Source organism: Novosphingobium sp. ZW T3_23, from assembly GCF_044987305.1.
In the GTDB taxonomy this organism is placed as follows: Bacteria; Pseudomonadota; Alphaproteobacteria; order Sphingomonadales; family Sphingomonadaceae; genus Novosphingobium.
In genome coordinates, this window is the sequence record NZ_JBJDRF010000077.1 from 1 (window position 1) to 20,180 (window position 20,180).

Here is a 20,180-nt window from a genome sequence, read left to right on the forward strand (position 1 = left end):
ACAGGCCGGAGAAGCTGGTAGCGATGAACGCGTGGAGGCCGCCGATGGCCTCCCCCTGTTCGATCAGTGCCTCGACCAGCGTGGTCGGCTCGCCGCAGGCCTGGCCGAAAACGATGTGGTCGCCGGGGCGAAGGTGTTGCGAGAGGTCAATCACGCCGTCGTCCCGGACTTGATCCGGGACCGCTGGCAGAGCCACGCCCCGCTCGCGATCTCGCGCCTAAAGACCGCCAGCGGTCCCGGATCAAGTCCGGGACGACAAGCGCTCCGGCTCACAGCTTGCCCGCCTGCCGCAGCAAGCGTTCGGCGCGCGCGAGGTAGGGGCGATCGAGCATGCCGCCCTTCCAGCCGATGGCGCCGACGCCGGGGTTGGCGGCGAACACGCCAACGATTTCCTGCGCTTCGGCGATTTCCGCCTCTGTCGGGGTGAAGGCTGCGTTGATCACCGGAACTTGCGCCGGGTGGATCGCCATCATCCCGCGATAGCCGTCGCGGCGCACCTTTTCGGCACGGGCCTTGAGCGCTTCGAGATCCTTGAAATCGGCGCTGATCGTCTCGATCGCGGTCACGCCCGCCGTCGCCGCGCCCAGCACGGTAAGGCTGCGGGCCAGTTCGTAGGTAAACGAATAGGCGCCGTCCGCTTCCTTGTTCGAAGAGGCGCCGATCGAATCGGCCAGGTCTTCCGCGCCCCAGGTCAGCGCCACCACGCGCGGTGCGCCCTTGTAGTCGCCGGTGTGGAACATCGCCTCAGCCGTTTCGGTGATCAGCACGATCACCGGGGTCGATCCCTGCTCGATGCCGTTCGCCACTTCCAGCGCTTCGAGGTAGCGGTCCAGCGTTTCCACGTCCTGACGACCATAGACCTTGGGGAGCATGATCCCGCCGGGACGCGCGGGCATGATCGCCACAAGGTCGTCCAGCGTATGCGGGCCGTCGAGCGGGTTGATGCGTACCCAAAGGCGCCCGCGCTGTTCGGGGTTCGCAGCAATGAAGTCATGCACCATCGGTCGCGCGGCGGCTTTGGAATCGGGCGCGACGGCGTCTTCCAGGTCGATCAGGACGATGTCGGCCTCACCCTCCATCGCCTTGGTCATCTTCTTCTCGCTGTCGCCCGGCGCGAAAAGCCAGGAGCGGGCGGCGATTGCTTCGTGCTTGGGCATGCTCTCTCCACATTCGTCGTCCCGGACCTGATCCGGGACCGCTGGCCGTGAACGGCCTCGCTTTCGGCAAAACGCCTCGCCGAAGGGTTCAGCTAAAGACCGCCACCGGTCCCGGATCAAGTCCGGGACGACGCGCAGCAGCCTCAATAGCTCTTGGGCAGTTCCAAAACCCTCTCGGCGATGAAGTTCATGATCTGGTGCGGGCTGACCGGGGCGATGCGCGGGATCATCACTTCGCGCAGATAGCGCTCGACATGGTATTCCTGCGCGTAGCCCATGCCGCCCATCGACATGACCGCAGTCTGGCACGCCTCGAACCCGGCTTCGGCGGCGAGGTACTTGGCGGAGTTCGCCTCCACCCCGCAGTCCAGCCCCTTGTCGAACAGGGTGGCGGCCTTGAACACCATCAGGCTGGCCGCCTCCACCTGCATCCACGCCTTGGCGAGCGGGTGCTGGATGCCCTGGTTCTGGCCGATCGGCCGCCCGAACACCACGCGTTCCCTCGCATAGCGTGAGGCCCGCTGGATCGCGACGCGGCCTAGACCCGTCGCCTCGGCCCCCAGCAGCACGCGCTCCGGATTGAGGCCCTTGAGCAGGATGCGGAAGCCCTGCCCTTCCTCGCCGATCAGATCCTCGTCCGGGATGAACAGGTCGGTGATGAACATCATATTGGAGCCCACCGCGTGGCGGCCCATCTTCGGGATGATCCGCGTCTCGATGTGCTCGCGATCGAGCTTGGTGTAGAAAAGACTGAGGCCGTCGGTCTTCTTCTTCACCTGTTCCAACGGCGTGGTGCGGGCGATGATCAGCATCCGATCGGCGATGTGCGCCTGCGTGATCCACACTTTCTCGCCATTGACGCGGTAGCCGCCCGGCACCTTTTCGGCGCGGGTCTTGAGGCTGGTGGTGTCGAGCCCGGTGTTGGGCTCGGTCACGGCGAAGCACATCTTCTCCTCGCCCGACAGGATCGGCGGGATCATCCGCTGCTGCTGTTCCTCGGTGCCGAACAGCATGACCGGTTCCAGTCCGAAGACCGGCAGATGGATGGAGGATGCCGCCGTCATGCCGCCGCCGCTTTCGGCCACGGCCTGCATCATCACCGCCGCCTCGGTAATGCCAAGCCCGGCGCCGCCCACGCTTTCGGGCATGGCCACGCCAAGCCAGCCGGCGTCCGCCATCGACTTGTGGAACTCGTACGGGAATTCGCCGCTGCGATCCTTTTCCAGCCAGTATTCGTCGGAGAATTGCGAACAGTGCTTGAGAACGGCCTCGCGGATGTTTTGCTGGTCGTCGGTCAGGGCGAAATCCATGGCGTTCCTCTTCCTTCTTGCCTGCCGGACTAACAGCGGCACCTGCACGAGACAACCATCATCGTGCCGATATGCGTCCACTGGACACAAATACGAATAGTCTTCGCTCCAGCGGTGCGTTACCCATAGGCCAACGAGAAGGAGAGGGCCTTGACCGCGAGCAAGGATTCGAAAAGTGGCGGACCGTTGAGCGGCGTGCGCGTGGTGGATCTCACCAGCGTGGTCTTCGGCCCCTATGCCACGCAGATCATGGCGGACATGGGCGCCGAAGTGATCAAGATCGAGCCGCCCGAGGGCGACAATACCCGCTGGATCACCGAAGGTCCGGTGCCGGGCATGGGCGGCATCTACGCTAACGTGAATCGCGGAAAGCGCGGCATGATGCTCGACCTCAGGCAGGATCGGGACTGCGAGACCCTGCGCCGGCTGATCGCCACGGCGGACGTCTTCATCCACTCGATGCGCGGCCGTGCGATCCGCAAGCTCGGGTTCGATTATGAGGCAGTGCGCGCGATCCGGCCCGACATCATCTACACCAATTGCTACGGCTATTCGCGGCGCGGACCGGAAGGCGACAAGCCCGCCTACGACGATACCATCCAGGCCGAATGCGGCATCCCGCACGTGCAGGGGCTGATGAACGGCGAGCCGGGCTATGTCGCCACGATCATGGCGGACAAGGTGGCCGGGCTCCACGCGCTCTACGCGACGATGATGGCGCTTTATCATCGCGAACGCACGGGTGGCAGAGGGGCCGGAGAAGGCCAGGAAGTCGAGGTCACCATGTTCGAGGCGATGACCTCGTTCATGCTGGTGGAGCACGCCAACGGCGCGATGTTCTCGCCGCCGACCACGCCCGCCCACTATCATCGCGCCGTCGAGCCCAATCGGCGGCCCTACAGGACCAGCGACGGCTACGTCGCGGCACTGGTCTACAACGACAAGCATTGGAACGCCTTCGTCGAAGCCGTGCAGCCGGAATGGGCTTGTGAGGAGTTCTCGACCCTTGAAAAGCGCGCGCGCCAGATCGGCCGGGTCTACGGGCTGCTCGGAGAGACGTTCCTCACCCGCACGACGCAGGAATGGCTCGATACCCTGCGCGCGCTGCATATCCCCTGCGCGCCGCTGCGCACCACCGACGAACTGTTCGAAAACGAACACCTCAACGCCATCGACTTTTTCGAAACGGTCGAGACCGCGCAGGGTCCGATACGCTTCCCCGGCGTGCCGACCTGGCTATCCGCCACCCCCGGTGGTGTGCAGGGCCCAGCCCCTACGCTCGGGCAGGACAACGCCGCAGTGCTAAAGGAATTGACTGAGCGGGAACGCGCAAGCGTCGCCCCGGCGATAGCGGCCGAGTCACCCTGAAAGACCCTGGTTTTCACCTGACAGCGCCCGAGAGCATGCGCTAAACACCCGTTCAAGCCGCGCGCTGGGAAGACGGATTCCGCACGAGAACCGGCAGCGAGATTGGGATCGAGAAGAAAGGCATCACCATGTACGACGACCAGCCGCAAGCCGAGGCGCCTGCAAAGACGCGCAAGGGCACCCCGGTTTACAAGCGCATCCTCGACCTGTTCGAGGCAGAAGGCATCAAGACCCTTTTCGGTATTCCCGATCCCAACTTCGTCCACTTGTTCCTTGAAGCCGAATCGCGCGGCTGGACGGTCGTTTCGCCGCACCACGAGGCATCCGCCGGCCACATGGCCGCCGCCGCCGCCCGCATCACCGGCAAGCCCGCGCTCTGCATCGGCACCCTCGGGCCGGGCATGGCCAACATGATGCCCGCGATCCAGTGCGCCAAGGTTGAGAACGATCCGGTCATCTTCATGGGCGGCCAGCGCGCCCGCATCACCGAGCGCCGCGTGCGCCGCGGCCGCATCCAGTTCGTGCGGCAGGAGCCGATGATCGAGGATTCGGTCAAGTTCTCCAGCTCGATCGAATATGCCGACCAGACCGACGAAATCATTCGCGAAGCCATCCGCGTCGCCATGTCGGGCACGCCCGGACCGGCCTATATCGAGTATCCCGCGCACGTCATTCTGGAAGAGCTTGACCTGCCGCCGGTCCTGCCGCCGCATCGCTACCGCCTGACCAACCAGGGCGCCGATGGTGACCGCATTGCCGAAGCAGCCGAGATCATCCGGGGCGCCAAGAACCCGGTGCTGCTGGTCGGCCACGGTGTCTACACCGCCAAGGCCGGCGCCTCGGTCAAGGAACTGGCCGAACTGATGCAATGCCCGGTCATCCAGACCTCGGGCGGCACTTCGTTCATCGAGGGGCTTGAGGACCGCACGTTCCCTTACGGCTTCTCCGAAGCGTCGATCGACGCCGTGGTCGAAAGCGATTGCTGCGTGGCGCTGGCCACCGAACTGGGCGAGCCCAGCCACTACGGCCGCTGGCGCCACTGGGTGGATAACGAAGCCAACCGCAAGTGGATCTACGTCCAGCAAGACCCCACTGCGATCGGCGTCAATCGCCCGATCGACGTGCCGCTGGTGGGCGATGTGCGCGCCGTGGTGCCGCAGCTTGTCCGCGCTCTCAAGGACACGCCGCGCAAGGCGGCATCGTCGCTGGCCGAATATATTCAGCGCGATGCGGACCAGCTCGTCGAATTGGCAGAGGAAGCCGCGACCAAGCCCGACGGCTCCACCGCGAAGATGCACACCAGCCAGTTCGTCACCGAAGCGACCAAGGCCTTCCCGAAGGACGGCATCCTGATCCGCGACGGCGGCGCCACGGTGATCTTCCAATGGACCTACTCGCAGGCCAAGCCGCACGATGTGATCTGGAACCAGAACTACGGCCACATCGGCACCGGCCTGCCCTACGCCACCGGCGCCATGCTTGCCGACCAGGCGGAGACGGGCAAAGTCCGCCCGGGCATGCTGCTTACCTCGGACTCCTCGTTCCTGTTCCACGTGGGCGAGTTGGAAGTGGCGGTGCGCAAGAACCTGCCGCTGGTGGTGATCGTCGGCGTCGACTTCCAGTGGGGCCTTGAAGTGGGCGTCTACAAGCGCACCTTCGGCAAGGGCACCAAGGAAACCGGCGTGCACTGGTCCGACAAGGTCCGCTTCGACAAGATCGCCGAAGGCTTCGGCGCGGCAGGCGAGTATGTCGAGAAGGCGGAAGACATCGGCCCGGCCATCCAGCGCGCCTATGAGCGTGGCGGCTGCACCGTGATCCACGTACCGATCGACCCGGCGGCGAATTCGGAAGAAATGCCGAACTATTCGGAATTCCGCACCTGGTATGCCGAGGGCACCCAGTAAGCCGGACACCGGAAAACCAATGCAGACCTGAAGCGAAGCCGCTCCCTCTCGATCCGAGTGCGGGGCGGTTTTGCTTTAGGAACGGGAGAGAACGATGCGCAATTACACCCAGTTCTACATCGACGGGCAGTGGGTCGACCCCATCGCGCCGCGCACCGCACAAGTCGTCAATCCAGCCACCGAGGAAGTTTCCGGCACGATCTCGCTGGGCTCGGCTGCCGATGTCGACAAGGCCGTCGCCTCCGCCCGCCGCGCTTTCGCCACGTTCGGGGAGACCAGCGCGAAGGAACGCCTCGACCTGCTCGAAGCCATCCTGGCCGAGTATCTGAAGCGCGAAACCGAACTGGGCGAGGCCGTCAGCGAGGAAATGGGCGCGCCGATGTCGCTCGCCTGCGGATTCCACACGCTGCTGGGCAAGGGCCACCTCTCCACCGCGATCGAAGTGCTGAAGGACTTCAAGTTCGAGGAACAACGTGGCCCAACCCTGATCCGCAAGGAGCCGATCGGCGTCTGCGGTCTGATCACGCCGTGGAACTGGCCGATGAACCAGACCTGCGTGAAGATCTTCCCCGCACTCGCAGCCGGTTGCACGATGATCCTGAAGCCGCCGCAACTCGCCCCCTATTCGGCCCAGATCCTGGCCGAAATCCTACACGGCGCAGGGGTTCCGGCGGGCGTCTTCAACATGGTGCAGGGCAAGGGCAGCGAAATCGGCACCGCCCTCTCCACGCATGAGGATGTGGACATGATCTCCTTCACCGGGTCGGAGCCGGTGGGCGTGCAGATCCAGAAGGACGCCGCCGATACCGTCAAGCGCGTCGGCCTCGAACTCGGCGGCAAGAGCGCGTGGATCGTGCTCGACGACGCCTCGCTCGCCGCCAACGTCGCTGCCGCTACCGGGGGCATGATGGGCAATTCCGGGCAGACCTGCTCGGCCGGCTCGCGCCTGCTGGTGCCCAGCGCCCGCATGGACGATGCCATTGCCGCCGCCACCGAAGCCGCGAACGGCGTTTCCGTGGGCGACCCCAAGGGCAACTTCGCAATGGGCCCGGTCGTCTCAAAAAGCCAGTACGAGATCATCCAAGGCTACATCGAGAAGGGCCTCGAGGAAGGCGCCAAGCTGATCGCGGGCGGCCCCGGCAAGCCCGACGGGCTGGACAAGGGCTTCTACGTCAAGCCCACCGTCTTCGTCGGCACCAACCAGATGGCGATCGCGCGCGAGGAAATCTTCGGCCCCGTCCTTGTCATCATCGGCTACGACGATGTCGATCACGCCGTGGAAATTGCCAACGATTCCAACTTCGGTCTCGGCGGCTATGTCTCGGGCGAGGATCTCGACGCGGCACGCGCCATCTCGCGCCGCATGCGCACCGGCGCGATCTGGGTCAACGGAGGCTTTGACTTCCACGCCCCCTTCGGCGGCTACAAGCGTTCCGGCAATGGCCGCGAGTGGGGCGAGCACGGCTTTGCCGAATACCTCGAGGTAAAGTCCGTGATCGGCTGGAACCCGGCCTGATCGAACCGGCCTGCCGGGGGAATCGCCAGATAAGCGCCCCCGGCAGCTCGCAGCATTAAACTGTTGCAATCCTACCACGCATAGCCGCCATTTTCCTGCCGATGCGTCATTACATTTCTCGTTAAGAGCTGTGTAAATCTCTTCGCGTACCGCCGCCGGTAACTCCCCGGTCGGTCCCTCGCCGGTCGGAGCGATGCGACTGTCTAAGGAACGCGAAAATGATGACCCGCAAGGACATGGTCCTTCTCGGCGGAGCCCTCGTGCCGGCTCTCGCCCTCCTGTTTCCGCAGCAAGCCTTTGCCCAGGATGGCTCGGCGACGGAATCGGAAACGGGCGAAGCGATCGTCGTTACCGGCTCGCGCATCGCCCAGCCGTCTTCCGGCACGGCCAATCCCGTTACCGTGGTGACGGCAAGGGACATCGCGGATTCGGGCACCACGAACCTGACCGATTTCCTGACGACCATTCCCGCGCTTCACAATTCGGCCGATTCCTTCGAGACCAGCGGCAACCGCGCGGGAATCGGATTGACCGGCCTCAATCTTCTCAACTTGCGCAACCTCGGCACCCAGCGCACGCTGGTGCTGATCGATGGCCGCCGGCAGGTCGCATCCGTCGCCGGCACGCAGTCCGTGGACATCAACACGATCCCGCTCGACCTGGTGGAACGCGTCGAAGTGCTCACCGGCGGCGCATCGGCCGTCTACGGCGCGGACGGCGTTTCGGGCGTCGTGAACTTCATCCAGAAGCAGGACTTCGAAGGCGTGACTGCCCGCGTCCAGACGGGAATCTCGGGTCGCGGCGATGCCGGCCAGCGCCTGGTCGCCCTGACCGCCGGGCACAACTTCGCCGGTGGTCGCGGCAACATCGCCATCGCCTGGGAGCATGGCGAGGAAGACCGCCTCAGCGCCCATTCGCGCCGCTATCTCGATGGCGAGAACAAGGTCGATTTCTACCACAACCCCGCCGACACCGAAGCCGGCCTCGTCAGCAACGACGGCATTCCCGACAACGTGCCCCTTGCGAACATCCGCTATTTCGACACCTCGCGCGCGGGCGGCATCGACGTCAACTTCGATGGTGTGCCGGACTTCGTCGGCGGCGACGGCCAGCTCTTCGATCATGGTACGATCATCGCCCCCGGCTACCAGCAGGGCGGCTCGGGCACTCTCGTTTCGGATTACGGTAACGACCTCCTGCCCCGCATCAAGCGCGACGTCGTCAGCGCCTCGGCCCACTTCGACGTCAGTAATGCGCTGACTCTCTATGCCGAGGGCAAGTATGCCCGCAGCCGTTCCTTCACGCTGGGGCAGCCGACCTTCGACTACTATTTGTTCATCCCGCAGGACAATCCATACCTCCCGGCAGCGGTGCAGGCCGCGATCGATCCCGCGATGGGCGGCGTGCTGGTCAACCGCGACAACTTCGACTTCGGTCGCCGCGGCGAGGATATCACCCGCGAAACCGTCCGCAGCGTCATCGGCGCGCGCGGGCAGATCAGCCCGAACCTGCACTACGACCTGTCCTACGTCTTCGGCCAGACCAAGGTGAAGTCGCGCTACGTCAACAATATGCTGACGGACCGCTACCTCGCCGCGATCGACGCGGTAAGCGACGGGACGAACAACGGTGGGGGGGGCGTGACCTGCCGCGTCAACACCCAGGCCGGATGGACGCCCTTCCAGCCCTACAACCGCAACCGCGCGCCGATTCCGCCCGTAACGTTCGCCGCCGGCGACTGCCTGCCACTCAACCTCTTCGGAGAGAACAACGCATCCAACCAGGCCGCGCTCGATTGGATCATGGCCGACACCACCGATCGCACCACCCTGACCCAGCATGTCGTCAGCGGCTCGGTGACCGGCGACAGCCACGGGATTCTGGAGCTTCCCGGCGGCCCCATCTCCTTTGCCGTCGGGGGCGAGTATCGCAGCGAGAAGAGCAGTTTCGTTCCCGACCCGCTGGTTTCCCAGGGGCTGACCTTCACCAGCGCGCTGGGCAATTCGAAGGGCTCGTTCGACGTCTGGGAACTGTTCGGCGAAGTGAACCTGCCGATCCTGGCCGACATGGCCTTCGCGCACCGCCTGTCTCTCAACGGGGCGGCGCGCTATTCCGACTATTCCAGCGTCGGGTCCACCAGCGCCTGGAAGCTCGGCGGCGAATGGGCTCCGGTGCGGGATGTGACGTTCCGCGGTTCCTATTCGAAATCGGTGCGCGCACCGAACATCAGCGAGCTCTACACCGGAGCCTCACAGACCGCGCAGGCCATCAACGACCCTTGCGGAACCGCCAACCTCCAGAACGGTACGCAGTATCGCGCCGGGAACTGCAGCGCCCTGCTCACCGGCCTTGGTGCCGATCCGGCTTCCTTCAACGGTATCGTTGGCCAGGGAATCGCGGGATTTGGCGCCGGCAACCCCGACCTGAAGGAGGAAACCGCCAGGACCTGGACGGCCGGCGCGGTTCTCCAGCCCGCCTTCCTGCCGCGCCTGACGCTTTCGGCCGACTGGTACGACATTCGCATCCGCAATGCGATCAGCGTCGTCTCCGCCCAGACCCTTGCCAACCTCTGCGTGGATCAGGCGAGCCTCGACAATCCCTATTGCGGCGCGATCACCCGCCAGAGCGGCGGAACCGGTGCGGGCAACATCACGAGCTTCCAGCTCACCCCGTTCAACGTGGCGCAGATCCGCACCTCGGGACTCGACCTCGCGCTGGCCTATTCGGTGCCGACCGCAAGCGCGGGCACCTTCGGGGCGCGGGTGATGGCCAACTATCTTCACCGCCTGACCGCCGTGCCGATCCCCGGCGCCGCCACCGTGAACAACGCCTACGTCGCAGGGGCGCCCAAGTACCAGGTCACGGCCGATCTCACCTGGCAGAGCGGCGGCTTCGGGCTGGACTGGCAGATCAACTATGCCTCGGCCGTCTATCGCTATGACCGCCAGACGACGGCCGCCAACCCGGACATCGTCGCGCCCGAGTATCTCAAGCTCAAGGAACGCTTCTCGCACGACCTGAGCGTGACTTACGACGTCGGCGATCAGTTCACGATCTATGGCGGCGTGAACAACCTGTTCGACCAGAAGCCCGATCTCGGCAGCCTGAACACACCGATCAGCGCGGTCGGTCGCTATGTCTTCATCGGCGCCAGGGTCAAGCTGGCAGACCTGTTCGGCGGCGCACGCTGACCACGGCCAGCGCAGGATAAGAAAAGGGCCGTGTCGCCACGGCCCTTTTTCCTTGCCCAAAAGCCCTGTCAGTCCTGGGCGAGAGCGGCGGCGATCATGAAACGCCAGATGTTGGCGGCATCGTTGCGATAGGCCTCCTCGCTTTCGCCCTCCCCGACATGGCGGACGATCTCGGCGCCCGATTCCATCATCAGTTCGTCGGGTTCGCGAATAGCCTCCAGAAAGGCGCGGGCAGCCGCCGCGAAGCGTTCGTGCGAACCAGCGCCCGCTGCCTCCCAATCCCCGGCCCCCAGCGAGACCGCCAAGGCCTGTGTTCCTCGTTCGATCGGCGTCATCGCACCCCCTTGGTCATCGCCACGCCGCGCGCTGCGGCCGCATGTGCCCCAGACACACCAAGGCAGCCGCTTTGTCCAGCCGAACGAACGCGTAAAGGCCTGAAGAAGAAAGGATTGGAGCGGGTAGCGGGAATCACATTGCCCGTGCAGTAAGCTGATTTGTTGTAACTCCTCGTAAAAATTCAACACATCGGTCCATTGAATGTACCTCTGTCAAGAAAGAATTACTTGGTTCGATTCTGTTGAGCTGATCCGAGTCGGGTTGACATTTATAACACCACCGCAACAGGGCGGGAAGTTTCGGCAAAACTAGCAGAAAGTCTAAGTGCTCGATGGCGTGCATCGTAAAGATGCAAAATATGCGCGTATTGAAACCGAGGTCTCGAACAACCGTAATGCCGTCTTTGTCGATGCAATCGATCTTATCACCCGAATGAAGTGAAAGCCAACACCATCAATGGCTTGTGGACCATTATACATTTCGTCTAGCGTAACTCTTCACCATTCCGGTGAGTCCTTGAAGCGCGAAAATTTCCACCATGCTCGAATCTGAAAGGCCGCCCCATCCCTATGACGGGTTGCCTCATCATCAATTCTGGAACCGTTCCGTTTCAACGATCGAGCCGCATCTGGTCGATCCGGTCTGGCGTTTTCGCGAGGCTCTTGTCCGGGCGGATGCGATCGAGACTTTGTTTGCCCGGTTCGACACTCACCTCAAGTCGCTGGGTTATCTGGCCATGGGCGGGCAGATCGTGGATGCCAGCATCATCCCAGCTCCGCGCCAGCGCATGACCGACGAGGAGCCTGCCCGTTGTCAGGGAAGGTCATTCCCCAGGCCTGGGCTGCGCAGCCGGCAAGCCGCTCCCGGATCAGCGCCAGCGCGCCAATGCCGCTCGGTCCAAGGTCCGCTCCGCCGTCGAGCATGTCTTCGCTACTCAGAAGCACCGGATGGGCCTGTTCATCCGCACCATCGGCCTGGAGAGGGCGAAGGCGAAGATCGGCCTCGCCAACATCGCATTTAACTTCAAACGCTTCCTCTATCGGGAATGTCGGACCAACTCGGCATGAGGCAAGCCACCACCGCCCGGATGCCGACACAGGCGCTTCCGACCCGTAGAAAACACCTCATTTCCCCGCGCACCATGCCCAAGACCGCCTCCGACACCCCAAGCCTGAGACAAAGAACGGGTAAATCAGGGTGTTCAATCGGTCTCTGCATCCTGTAGCGCCAAAACATTTCACTCGTTCTGGTCGACGGGGTTCAAGCAGGCGGTGCCAGGGCTCCGGCAAGCCTTTACGTCTGACGGGCGTGAAAGAATCGAATGGAGCCCGCATTTGCCGCGTTCCGAGCGAAGCCTATCACATTGAATTTTTTAACTTGCCCCCTGCGTTTGGCACAAAGTCGAGGACCACCGCGCCTATCGAAAAAGATTATGGAGCGTTTTGTTAGAAATTTGATCTTTCTGCCGCGACAGCAAAGCTAAAGTAGATAGTTTGTCGGGCGCTTGCTCGAACATTTTTGGGTCAGTTTAATTCACTCTTCAAATACGGCTCATAAATTCTAATAAAACTGCGATAACGGCCTGCTCCAGCGACCAACAGCATTGACTAGCGCAGTTCGTTAGAGCAATTGAAGCAAGCGTATGGGGTGCTGGTTTGCGACCGCCCCTTTACGGACGTGAAGCTTCTCGGCTACCATGCAAACGAGCATCGGCCTAGCATTAAGGTCTGCCGGCAGTTCGGCATCGCGGTCGATTTGTTCGAGGAAGGATATATCCGCCCGGGTTGGGTAGTAGGCAAGGCGCTGCTAACAGAATGAAAAGGCATCGCGTCGCATTTAGCGCTGACGAGCCAATTGCTTTTTGAAAGTACGAATGCTTTTTTGACTATTCCTTCGTCAGCGTTGGATATGCTAAATTAAAAGATCGATACCGATAACGATCCTCTCTCCAAACGCTAACCGCTATGCAACATTTAGCGTTCATCCTTCCCTCAGACCATGAAGCATGCCACTCTGCTTGCATGAAAAGACGAATGCTTCGCATTTAAGAAAGGTTTTGAGTTGACTTCCCATTCGGGCGCAAGTGTTGAGCACCGCCTGCCCAAGCTGGTGTTAATGACCGGAGCTTTGGTCCGGGGCGGGATGGAAATGCAATTTCTAGATCTAGCTCGGGAGCACAAACGGAGAGGGGGCGAGCTCGTTACGATTGGCGATGATGGCCCCTTGGAAGACGTGTTTTCTGAATTCGGATCATTCGTTCGCGTCCCCCACCCTTTTGAAGATCAACATCAAAACGTAGAAACAATCCTATCGGAAATTACATCTAACAGTATCTGCGCAATAGCACTACAAAGTTCTTACTTTTCTCTTATTCCAATACTTTCGATGCGATCGAGGGTTTTAATTTGCGCCCACAACCGCCCGGGTACGTTTGAAAATTGGCTACAGCCCCAAAGCCTTTCACGGCTCGGCGAGCTATTTCGAGCTCTTGAAGCGGACGGTCACCTGCAAATATCAGCCTCAAGTCGTTCTAATGCTGAGAGGCATGCTGAATCATTCGGATTGCTTGGTGATACTGTGCAAGCCTGGTATCCCGCGATTGGAGAAACTTCCATAGAGGAACCTAGAATTCGATCTTCGGATTTTATTATAGGTGTAGTCACAAGACTCTCTCCTGAAAAATTGCTATTAGTCGAAGCAGCGTTGGTTTTATTAGACAGTGCACTTTCCCAAGGAGCCAATGCGCGACTTAATATAGCTGGAAGCGGCGGGGCGAAATCTGCTTTCGAGGAGTGTATCGAGCGATCCGGTTTGTCATCTCATGTTGATTTCATCGGCGAAAGCACAGACCCTGTTACGACCTGCCGCGGATTTGATGTTACCGTCGCAAACGGTCGTGTGGCGCTTGAGGCATTGGCCGCAGGCTCTCGCCTTGTGACCGTTAGCGTGGAGCAAACCGATCGCCACGATCTACGTCTCCATTCGGTGGTGAATTTAGATAACGTCGAGTATTTGGCTAATGAAAATTTTGCCCCGCCCCTAGCTGATGGGGAACCTTCGAAAATATGGTCAGATGTCATTAATATAAAATATGACACCAGAATTTTTCTACGAGATTGGATCTTCAAGGCCCGATCGACTTCCGTTCTATATAATTCCTTTATGAACCGGATGCGAAAGGTTACCGCAGACGTTTACAATTCGAATCTTGAAGAGCTCTTATCCCGTAATCAGGCACATGACGATGCTATTCTGGCCCCGGTACTTCGGCATAACTCTGCAGCAGAACGCCATCGTGCAGCCTTTCTAGAAGATGAGCTTATGAAAGCTCATGAATGGACAAAGGAACAACGTGAAGCCATTGACTGGCTGGCGGACCAACGGGATATATGGGAAAGTAAATATAAAAATTTAAGCAACGAAATTGCGGACATTTATTTAAAATTAAGCCATTAGTCTTATTCGCGTAGCGTTGGACAGGTCAACGGTCCCGGACCGAGTCCGGGACAACGTATTTTCCGCCGCGTTTCCGCGTCCCTAAACCCCGCGATGTTCGGTCAACCGGCGCTCCCAGGCGAGCGCATGTTCCACGATCTTCCCGAGATCGGCGTACTTCGGCTGCCAGGGCAGGGTGGCCTTGATCCGGCGATTGTCCGAGATCAGCGCGTCGGGATCGCCGGCGCGGCGGCCCTGCAGGCGGCGGTCGATCGTGCGATTGGTGACGCGGTCCACGGCGTCCAGCACTTCCAGCACCGAGAAGCCCTGGCCGTAGCCGCAGTTCATCGTCAGCGATTCCGTGGGTGCGGCGATCAGCTGTTCGAGCGCCAGAACGTGCGCATCGGCAAGATCAGAGACGTGGATATAGTCCCGCACGCCGGTGCCGTCCGGCGTGTCGAAATCGGTGCCGAACACGCCGACATGCTCGCGCTTGCCCAGCGCCGCTTCCACCGCCACCTTGATGAGATGCGTGGCGCCCGCCGTCGACTGGCCGGTGCGGGCCTGGGGATCGGCCCCGGCGACGTTGAAGTAGCGCAGCGCGCAATAGTTGAAGGCATGGGCGCGCGATACGTCGCCCAGCATGATCTCGGTCATCAGCTTGGACATGCCGTAGGGATTGATCGGCTGCTTCGGGCTGTCCTCTGTAACCGGCGAAACTTCCGGAATGCCGTAGGTGGCGGCGGTGGAACTGAAGATGAAGTGCGGCACGCCCGCCTTGACCGCCGCGTCGATCAGGGCGCGGCTCTTGGCGGTGTTGTTGTGGTAGTACTTCAGCGGGTTCTCTACCGATTCCGGCACGATGATCGAGCCGGCGAAATGCATCACCGCCCGGGTGCCCTGTTCGCGGAAGATCCGCGCGAGCAGCGCGGCGTCCTCTATATCGCCTTCGTAAAGTGGCACGCCTTCGGGGATGGCGAAGCCGAAGCCGGTGGTGAGGTTGTCGATCACGGCGACCGGCCAGCCGGCATCCTTCAGGGCAAGAACGGCATGGCTGCCGATATAACCGGCCCCGCCGGTGACGAGCACGGGAATCTTGTCAGTCATGGTCTCGCTCTATTACGCTTATTTCCACCCTTTGACGGGCCGATCAAAGGGATAGGCGGCGCCCTGCGCTGGGTCAAATCCAACTGGTACCCTTTAAAGAAACATGGTGCTTTCGAACCGATACACACATAGCTTTAGCGGATCGTCACTAAGACGATGGCTGCGCCGGCATGATGTTGAGCCGTTCGGCACGGCCCTCATCGGTCTTGTCCAGCGCGCCGCCACAGGCGCGTGCCAGGCTGTCGTTAGATCACCACTTCAAAGCGCGGCAGATGCACCGGCAGCGACGCCGGCGGCGTGTCGCGGGCCGGCGCTTGCGAGCTATTCTGAAGGCCTTGGGCTTCGCCTAGGGCCGCGGCCTAGGCCGCGTTAACAAGGTGAATTCACAGCGGACCTGATTTCTGATTCAGAGCTTCTCTTTGTGGGAGTGGCTATGGCTCAGGGCGATCTGACGGATGAGGAATGGGATCTGATCGTGGGGCTGCTGGCGTCGGAGCGGGGCCGTAAATCGCGGCCTGCCAATGATAACCGACGCTTCCTCAACGGAATGTTGCATGTGGCGCGGGTCGGCTGCCCATGGCGCGACCTGCATGAGCGGTAGGGGCTTTGGAATTCCGTCTAGGTGCGGTTTCGGCGTTGGGCTGAATAGGGCGTATGGGATGCGATCTTCGCAACGTTGGTTGAACTAGGCGGCGTGGACGAATTTGAGCCAATATCTGGCTGTGGCGATATGAACCATGCTCATGAAGCTGGCGGCAAACTGATCATATCGCGTGGCAATGGCGCGGTTGATTTTCAAATGGCCGAACATGCGCTCGATGCGGTTGCGTTGTTTGTAGAGCGCTCGATCATGTTCAATCTTCACCCGGCGGTTTGATCGGCCTGGAATGACGGCCTGTATGTCACGGCTTGCAAGGTCTGCACGGATGGCGTCGGCATCGTAGCCCTTGTCGGCGAGTAGCGCCTGTGGCGCCTGTTCCGGCAACGCGATCAGCGTGTCATAGGCCTTGCAATCCGCCGCTTCCCCCACCGTCAGGTGGAAGGCGAGTGGTCGCCCTCGGGCGTCAGCCAGACAGTGAAGCTTACTGCTGAACCCGCCCCGCGAGCGGCCAAGAGCTCGTCGATGAGTCCCCCCTTTCCGCCCGCTGCCGAGACATGGGCGCGAACCGTGGTTCTATCGATGCTGTAATGCCCGCTGTCCGCCATGATCTCGGCCAGCGTAACCGAAACGGCTTCCCAGACCCCAGCCTCACTCCAGCGCCGAAACCGCCGGTAGATGGTGTTCCAATTCCCGTATTTGGGTGGGACATCGCGCCAGGGTGTCCCACAGCGAAGGCGCCAAAGTATGCCGTTGATGATAGAACGGTTCTGCTCGGGACGCCGACCACGGCCCCGGTTCACGGCATCAATCGGCAGCAATGCTCTCAAAACACGCCATTCTGCTTCGGTGAGATCGCCCCGGCTCAAGCCTGCCTCCAAAAGGCAGTCTTGAATCAACCTTAACCGGCAGCGTCAACCAATTCGTCCACGCCGCCTAGAACTGACGGAAGACTGGCAGCATGATCGACAGCACTATCGTTCGCGGCCATGTTTCGGCGGTGGGCTGGAAAGGGGGGCTCGTGCGCAGAGTGTTGGTCGGTCACGCGGTGTCTTTACGTTCAAGGTCCACGCCCGCTGGGACAATCAAGGACGCCCTCTCTGCTTCATCCTGACCGGCGGGGAGACGTCCGATTATGGAGCCGTCGATGCCCTGATGGCGATCCCCGTCCCGAAGCCTAACGCCCTGCTCGCCGACAAGGTTTATGATGTTGATGCGGTTCGCGAAAACGTGCTTCCTCAATCTTGCCGCAGTCCGCAAATGACTACCACGCTTTGTCAACGCGAGTTGGGCTTCCGGCGACAGGGTGCTGACCGCCAGGAATCTTCTCCGAACGATCTGCCAAAAGTCGATGCGATCGATCAGCTGAGGATATGCGTACCCGGCATGATCACACATGGGCTTTCGGCATGGATGATGGCTATCTGATAACCTTCGCGCCAATATCGGTATCGTCGGATATCCATCAAAATGCCGTCGGATAAGTGGTGCTTTCCTCTTGTTGTAGCCCTGCGAACGACTATCGCAGACTAGAATGCAAGCGAACCGAACATTTATGCGTGCCCGCAGCAGGGCATGGCTGACGCTGGCGGTGCATTTCGATGCCGTGCGTTTAGCGCCGCGTGCTTGGCTGGCCACATTATGGTGGCGCATGCTGGGTAAAAGGGTGCGGGCTCGCGCGCAATTTGCACCACTGCTCGCCGCATCACCGCGCGCCTATCGCCTCTGGTTACTGAGTGAGTCGATACCTGAAACATCAGACGCAAGGGATGGGCCTGCGATAGTAGCATTAGTCGAGAAGGGACCGGGGCAGGCGGACACGATCAAAAGTCTCCGCGGACAGGACGTGATAGTGTTACCGCTTGGAACAACGGCGGTTCCTGATCTTTCGGCAGCCGCTGAGCAAATCAAATGGAATTCTTCTCCTTGGATCATGCCTCTGATGGCCGGAGACATTGTGGCTCCTCATGCTATCGCCGCCTACCAGGCAGCCGCAATCAGGGCGGTAGGATCGATAGTCTATGCCGACGATGATATCCTTGATTCGGAAGGGCAACGCACCGAACCGCACTTCAAACCTGCATGGAATGCCGAGCTTTTCCGCCATTTTGACTACCTGACTAAGGCCTGCATTGTCCGGACAGGACGAGATACCTTTATTAGTCTGTCAGGATCGAACTGGGCTGCAGAACTTGTCGCATCGGCACTAAGAGGGAAAGGCGGGGCAAATCCCCCGATGCGTCTCCCACACATTCTTCATCATCGCCGCTCGCGTCCAAACCCATGCATTTCTGCTGTGGTCAAGCCAAATTCGGCTACGCTTCCGAAAGTCAGCGTCATCGTGCCGACTCGTAATCGGCTCGACTTGCTGTGCACCTGTCTGGAAGGGGTTGAACGCACCGATTATCCTGACCTCGAAGTGATTGTGGTCGACAATGGCAGCGATGATCCGGCGACGCTGGACTATCTCGCAAACCTCGACACTGCCCGCTATCGAGTGTTGCGGGCTCCTGGGCCATTTAATTTCTCAACGCTCAACAATCGCGCCGCTGAGATCGCGACGGGTGAACTACTCTGCCTGCTCAACAACGACATCGAGGTGCTCGCGCCCGACTGGCTGATAACGATGGTACAGCAAGCCCAACGCCCCGAAGTCGGTGCGGTAGGAGCACGCCTGCTTTATCCGGATGGGCGTATTCAGCATGCTGGTGTGGTAATGGGTATTTGCGGGGGGGCGGCTCATGCGCATCGGCTGCTCAACCCTAATGAGCAAGGCTATTTCCACCGCCATGCGTTACCCCAATTCGTCTCGGCGGTGACAGCGGCCTGTCTTGTTGTCAGGCGAAAGAGCTTCGAGGCAATAGGTGGACTTGACGAAAAGAATTTTGCAGTCGCTTTCAATGATGTGGATTTGTGTATGCGGCTAAATGCTCAAGGTTGGCAGTCGCTCTATGAGCCACGTGCGACCTTAATCCATCACGAATCGGTTTCGCGCGGGTTCGACCGAGATCCTGTCGGAGCGGCGCGCTTGGCCGGCGAGCTGGCTGCGCTAAAGGCGGCATGGCGAACCGGACTGGAGTTGGATGAGGAAATTGATCCATACCATCATCCACAGCTCAACCGATTTAGCGAGCATTTTGTAATGCGGTTCAGAGGCTGAGGGTATGGAACGGAAAGCCCGCCTCCAACTGCCACAAGTGACGCTCTGCGCAGTGACCTCGGTAAATGTTGAGGCGACGGTGCGTGCGCTGGACGCCTCGCTGAAGAAGGCCGATTTTGGTGCCTGTAAACTTCTAACGGACGTTGCGATAACGCCCAGCGATCCGCGCATCGAAGTCGTCGCTATCGAGCAGCTCACCTCGTCCGCCGCTTACTCTAACTTCATTTTGACGAGGCTGATTGACTTTGTGGATACTTCGCACTGTCTCGTCGCGCAGTGGGATGGGCATGTGGTTGATTCGGCATACTGGAAAACAGAGTTCCTTGAGTATGATTATATCGGCGCGAGCTGGCCGCAGTTTCCTGACGGATACGACGTAGGAAATGGCGGTTTCTCGCTGCGTAGCCAACGGCTGATGGAATTGTGTCGAAATCCCGACTTTACCCTTTTCCACCCCGAAGACTTGGCTATTGGTCGTGTAAATCGGGCATGGCTAGAGAAACAGGGCATAGTGTTTCCACCGCGCGACTTGGCAGATGTTTTCGCAGCCGAGCGAAAAGGCAACCCTAAGGAGACTTTCGGTTACCACGGCGTTTGGAATATGCCCGATGCAATTGGTCTGGAGGCGTACTGGCAGGTATACCTTTCCTTGGACGACAGAGGAACCATTCGGCCCGATTTTAGTAGGTTGTTGCGTACGGTCGGACGAGGTCGGGGCGGTTTGCATCGCATGGCTAAGATGTTAGCGGATCGTATAAGGCCCAAGTCCCGCAAAGCCAAAACTTATACCAAAGCGCATTGATCAGAATCCATGGGCCCATCGGTGCGGTTCGAACGACATGTTACGCCAAGGCGGCTCGACAAACTTGTTCTAAAGCGAAGCAGTGACGTGACCCCCTGGTTTCCACCAGCGCGGATTAGAGCCGGGCAGCTTTGTTGCGCATGAGCGCGGGTTAAGCAATGGCCTGCGAAGCGGAGCCCGTAGGGCGTAGCGAAGGAGGCCATTGCTTATGCAGTTCAGCGGCGAAGGCCGCAGGGGTTTCATAGCCAAGGGATGAGTGCGGCCTCTCCTGGTTGTAGTCCTCTGCCCAGGCGGAG

At 60.7% G+C, this 20,180-nt stretch carries 15 protein-coding genes and 3 pseudogenes; 11 read left to right on the forward strand and 7 right to left on the reverse strand.

The genetic code is table 11. The annotated features are described in order from the left end of the window. The 3 genes and pseudogenes from ACI3K3_RS23465 to ACI3K3_RS23475 all read right to left on the reverse strand — a co-directional run. Nucleotides 1-154 (reverse strand): annotated as a pseudogene (locus ACI3K3_RS23465) (acetyl-CoA hydrolase); the annotation flags it as partial. Between the two features lie 115 nt (nt 155-269). Then, nucleotides 270-1,157, reverse strand: a complete 888-nt coding sequence (locus ACI3K3_RS23470; protein WP_404918174.1) for an HpcH/HpaI aldolase/citrate lyase family protein — start codon at nt 1,155-1,157, stop codon at nt 270-272. Between the two features lie 143 nt (nt 1,158-1,300). Next, complete coding sequence (locus ACI3K3_RS23475; RefSeq protein WP_134093802.1) at nt 1,301-2,467, reverse strand: acyl-CoA dehydrogenase family protein; 1,167 nt, start codon at nt 2,465-2,467, stop codon at nt 1,301-1,303. A 150-nt stretch (nt 2,468-2,617) separates the two neighbouring features. Between ACI3K3_RS23475 and ACI3K3_RS23480 the strand changes: the two genes are divergently transcribed. From ACI3K3_RS23480 to ACI3K3_RS23495, 4 genes are all read left to right on the forward strand, one after another. Beyond that, nucleotides 2,618-3,835 (forward strand): CaiB/BaiF CoA transferase family protein, encoded by a 1,218-nt coding sequence (locus ACI3K3_RS23480; protein ID WP_404918176.1) that lies wholly within the window; start codon nt 2,618-2,620, stop codon nt 3,833-3,835. A 128-nt stretch (nt 3,836-3,963) separates the two neighbouring features. Beyond that, nucleotides 3,964-5,739: a thiamine pyrophosphate-binding protein gene (locus ACI3K3_RS23485; RefSeq protein WP_404918178.1), complete on the forward strand. Its 1,776-nt coding sequence runs from the start codon at nt 3,964-3,966 to the stop codon at nt 5,737-5,739. A 94-nt stretch (nt 5,740-5,833) separates the two neighbouring features. Then, a complete protein-coding gene (locus ACI3K3_RS23490; RefSeq protein ID WP_404918180.1) occupies nt 5,834-7,255 on the forward strand; it encodes an aldehyde dehydrogenase family protein in 1,422 nt (473 codons plus the stop codon). Between the two features lie 218 nt (nt 7,256-7,473). Beyond that, complete coding sequence (locus ACI3K3_RS23495) at nt 7,474-10,446, forward strand: TonB-dependent receptor plug domain-containing protein (protein ID WP_404918182.1); 2,973 nt, start codon at nt 7,474-7,476, stop codon at nt 10,444-10,446. A 68-nt stretch (nt 10,447-10,514) separates the two neighbouring features. Here ACI3K3_RS23495 and ACI3K3_RS23500 read toward each other — a convergent pair whose 3' ends face one another. Next, on the reverse strand, nt 10,515-10,781 hold the full coding sequence (locus tag ACI3K3_RS23500) for a hypothetical protein (RefSeq protein WP_404918184.1): 267 nt from the start codon (nt 10,779-10,781) through the stop codon (nt 10,515-10,517). A 641-nt stretch (nt 10,782-11,422) separates the two neighbouring features. Here ACI3K3_RS23500 and ACI3K3_RS23505 point away from each other — a divergent pair. From ACI3K3_RS23505 to ACI3K3_RS23515, 3 genes and pseudogenes are all read left to right on the forward strand, one after another. Further along, a pseudogene (locus tag ACI3K3_RS23505) lies at nt 11,423-11,849 on the forward strand (hypothetical protein); the annotation flags it as partial. Nucleotides 11,850-12,459: 610 nt separating this feature from the next. After that, on the forward strand, nt 12,460-12,600 hold the full coding sequence (locus ACI3K3_RS23510) for a hypothetical protein (RefSeq protein WP_404918186.1): 141 nt from the start codon (nt 12,460-12,462) through the stop codon (nt 12,598-12,600). Between the two features lie 243 nt (nt 12,601-12,843). Further along, on the forward strand, nt 12,844-14,238 hold the full coding sequence (locus ACI3K3_RS23515; protein WP_404918188.1) for a glycosyltransferase: 1,395 nt from the start codon (nt 12,844-12,846) through the stop codon (nt 14,236-14,238). 81 nt (nt 14,239-14,319) lie between these two features. On the opposite strand, the gene galE is transcribed toward ACI3K3_RS23515, so the two are convergent. Then, nucleotides 14,320-15,324 (reverse strand): UDP-glucose 4-epimerase GalE, encoded by a 1,005-nt coding sequence (galE, locus tag ACI3K3_RS23520; RefSeq protein ID WP_404918190.1) that lies wholly within the window; start codon nt 15,322-15,324, stop codon nt 14,320-14,322. A gap of 433 nt (nt 15,325-15,757) precedes the next feature. Here galE and ACI3K3_RS23525 point away from each other — a divergent pair, with 433 nt between their 5' ends. Further along, nucleotides 15,758-15,925 (forward strand): transposase, encoded by a 168-nt coding sequence (locus ACI3K3_RS23525; RefSeq protein WP_404918192.1) that lies wholly within the window; start codon nt 15,758-15,760, stop codon nt 15,923-15,925. Between the two features lie 84 nt (nt 15,926-16,009). On the opposite strand, the pseudogene ACI3K3_RS23530 reads toward ACI3K3_RS23525, so the two are convergent. Continuing rightward, nucleotides 16,010-16,725: pseudogene (locus tag ACI3K3_RS23530) on the reverse strand (IS5 family transposase). Nucleotides 16,726-17,077: 352 nt separating this feature from the next. Here ACI3K3_RS23530 and ACI3K3_RS23535 point away from each other — a divergent pair. From ACI3K3_RS23535 to ACI3K3_RS23545, 3 genes are all read left to right on the forward strand, one after another. Next, nucleotides 17,078-17,350 (forward strand): hypothetical protein, encoded by a 273-nt coding sequence (locus tag ACI3K3_RS23535; protein ID WP_404918194.1) that lies wholly within the window; start codon nt 17,078-17,080, stop codon nt 17,348-17,350. 127 nt (nt 17,351-17,477) lie between these two features. Beyond that, nucleotides 17,478-19,082 (forward strand): glycosyltransferase family 2 protein, encoded by a 1,605-nt coding sequence (locus tag ACI3K3_RS23540; protein WP_404918196.1) that lies wholly within the window; start codon nt 17,478-17,480, stop codon nt 19,080-19,082. A gap of 4 nt (nt 19,083-19,086) precedes the next feature. Further along, nucleotides 19,087-19,884 (forward strand): DUF5672 family protein, encoded by a 798-nt coding sequence (locus ACI3K3_RS23545; protein ID WP_404918198.1) that lies wholly within the window; start codon nt 19,087-19,089, stop codon nt 19,882-19,884. A gap of 151 nt (nt 19,885-20,035) precedes the next feature. Here the strand turns inward: ACI3K3_RS23545 and ACI3K3_RS23550 are convergent. Beyond that, on the reverse strand, nt 20,036-20,180 hold a 145-nt coding region (locus tag ACI3K3_RS23550), incomplete at its 5' end, for an integrase core domain-containing protein (protein ID WP_404918200.1).

Excerpts from the sequence above, each read along its gene's own strand:
- ACI3K3_RS23490 (WP_404918180.1), top strand. The coding sequence starts at position 5,834 with ATGCGCAATTACACCCAGTTCTACATCGACGGGCAGTGGGTCGACCCC.
- ACI3K3_RS23500 (WP_404918184.1), bottom strand. The coding sequence starts at position 10,781 with ATGACGCCGATCGAACGAGGAACACAGGCCTTGGCGGTCTCGCTGGGG.
- ACI3K3_RS23495 (WP_404918182.1), top strand. The coding sequence starts at position 7,474 with ATGATGACCCGCAAGGACATGGTCCTTCTCGGCGGAGCCCTCGTGCCG.
- ACI3K3_RS23485 (WP_404918178.1), top strand. The coding sequence starts at position 3,964 with ATGTACGACGACCAGCCGCAAGCCGAGGCGCCTGCAAAGACGCGCAAG.
- ACI3K3_RS23525 (WP_404918192.1), top strand. The coding sequence starts at position 15,758 with ATGGCTCAGGGCGATCTGACGGATGAGGAATGGGATCTGATCGTGGGG.
- ACI3K3_RS23535 (WP_404918194.1), top strand. The coding sequence starts at position 17,078 with ATGGCGATCCCCGTCCCGAAGCCTAACGCCCTGCTCGCCGACAAGGTT.
- ACI3K3_RS23545 (WP_404918198.1), top strand. The coding sequence starts at position 19,087 with ATGGAACGGAAAGCCCGCCTCCAACTGCCACAAGTGACGCTCTGCGCA.
- ACI3K3_RS23470 (WP_404918174.1), bottom strand. The coding sequence starts at position 1,157 with ATGCCCAAGCACGAAGCAATCGCCGCCCGCTCCTGGCTTTTCGCGCCG.
- ACI3K3_RS23540 (WP_404918196.1), top strand. The coding sequence starts at position 17,478 with ATGCGTGCCCGCAGCAGGGCATGGCTGACGCTGGCGGTGCATTTCGAT.
- galE (WP_404918190.1), bottom strand. The coding sequence starts at position 15,324 with ATGACTGACAAGATTCCCGTGCTCGTCACCGGCGGGGCCGGTTATATC.
- ACI3K3_RS23475 (WP_134093802.1), bottom strand. The coding sequence starts at position 2,467 with ATGGATTTCGCCCTGACCGACGACCAGCAAAACATCCGCGAGGCCGTT.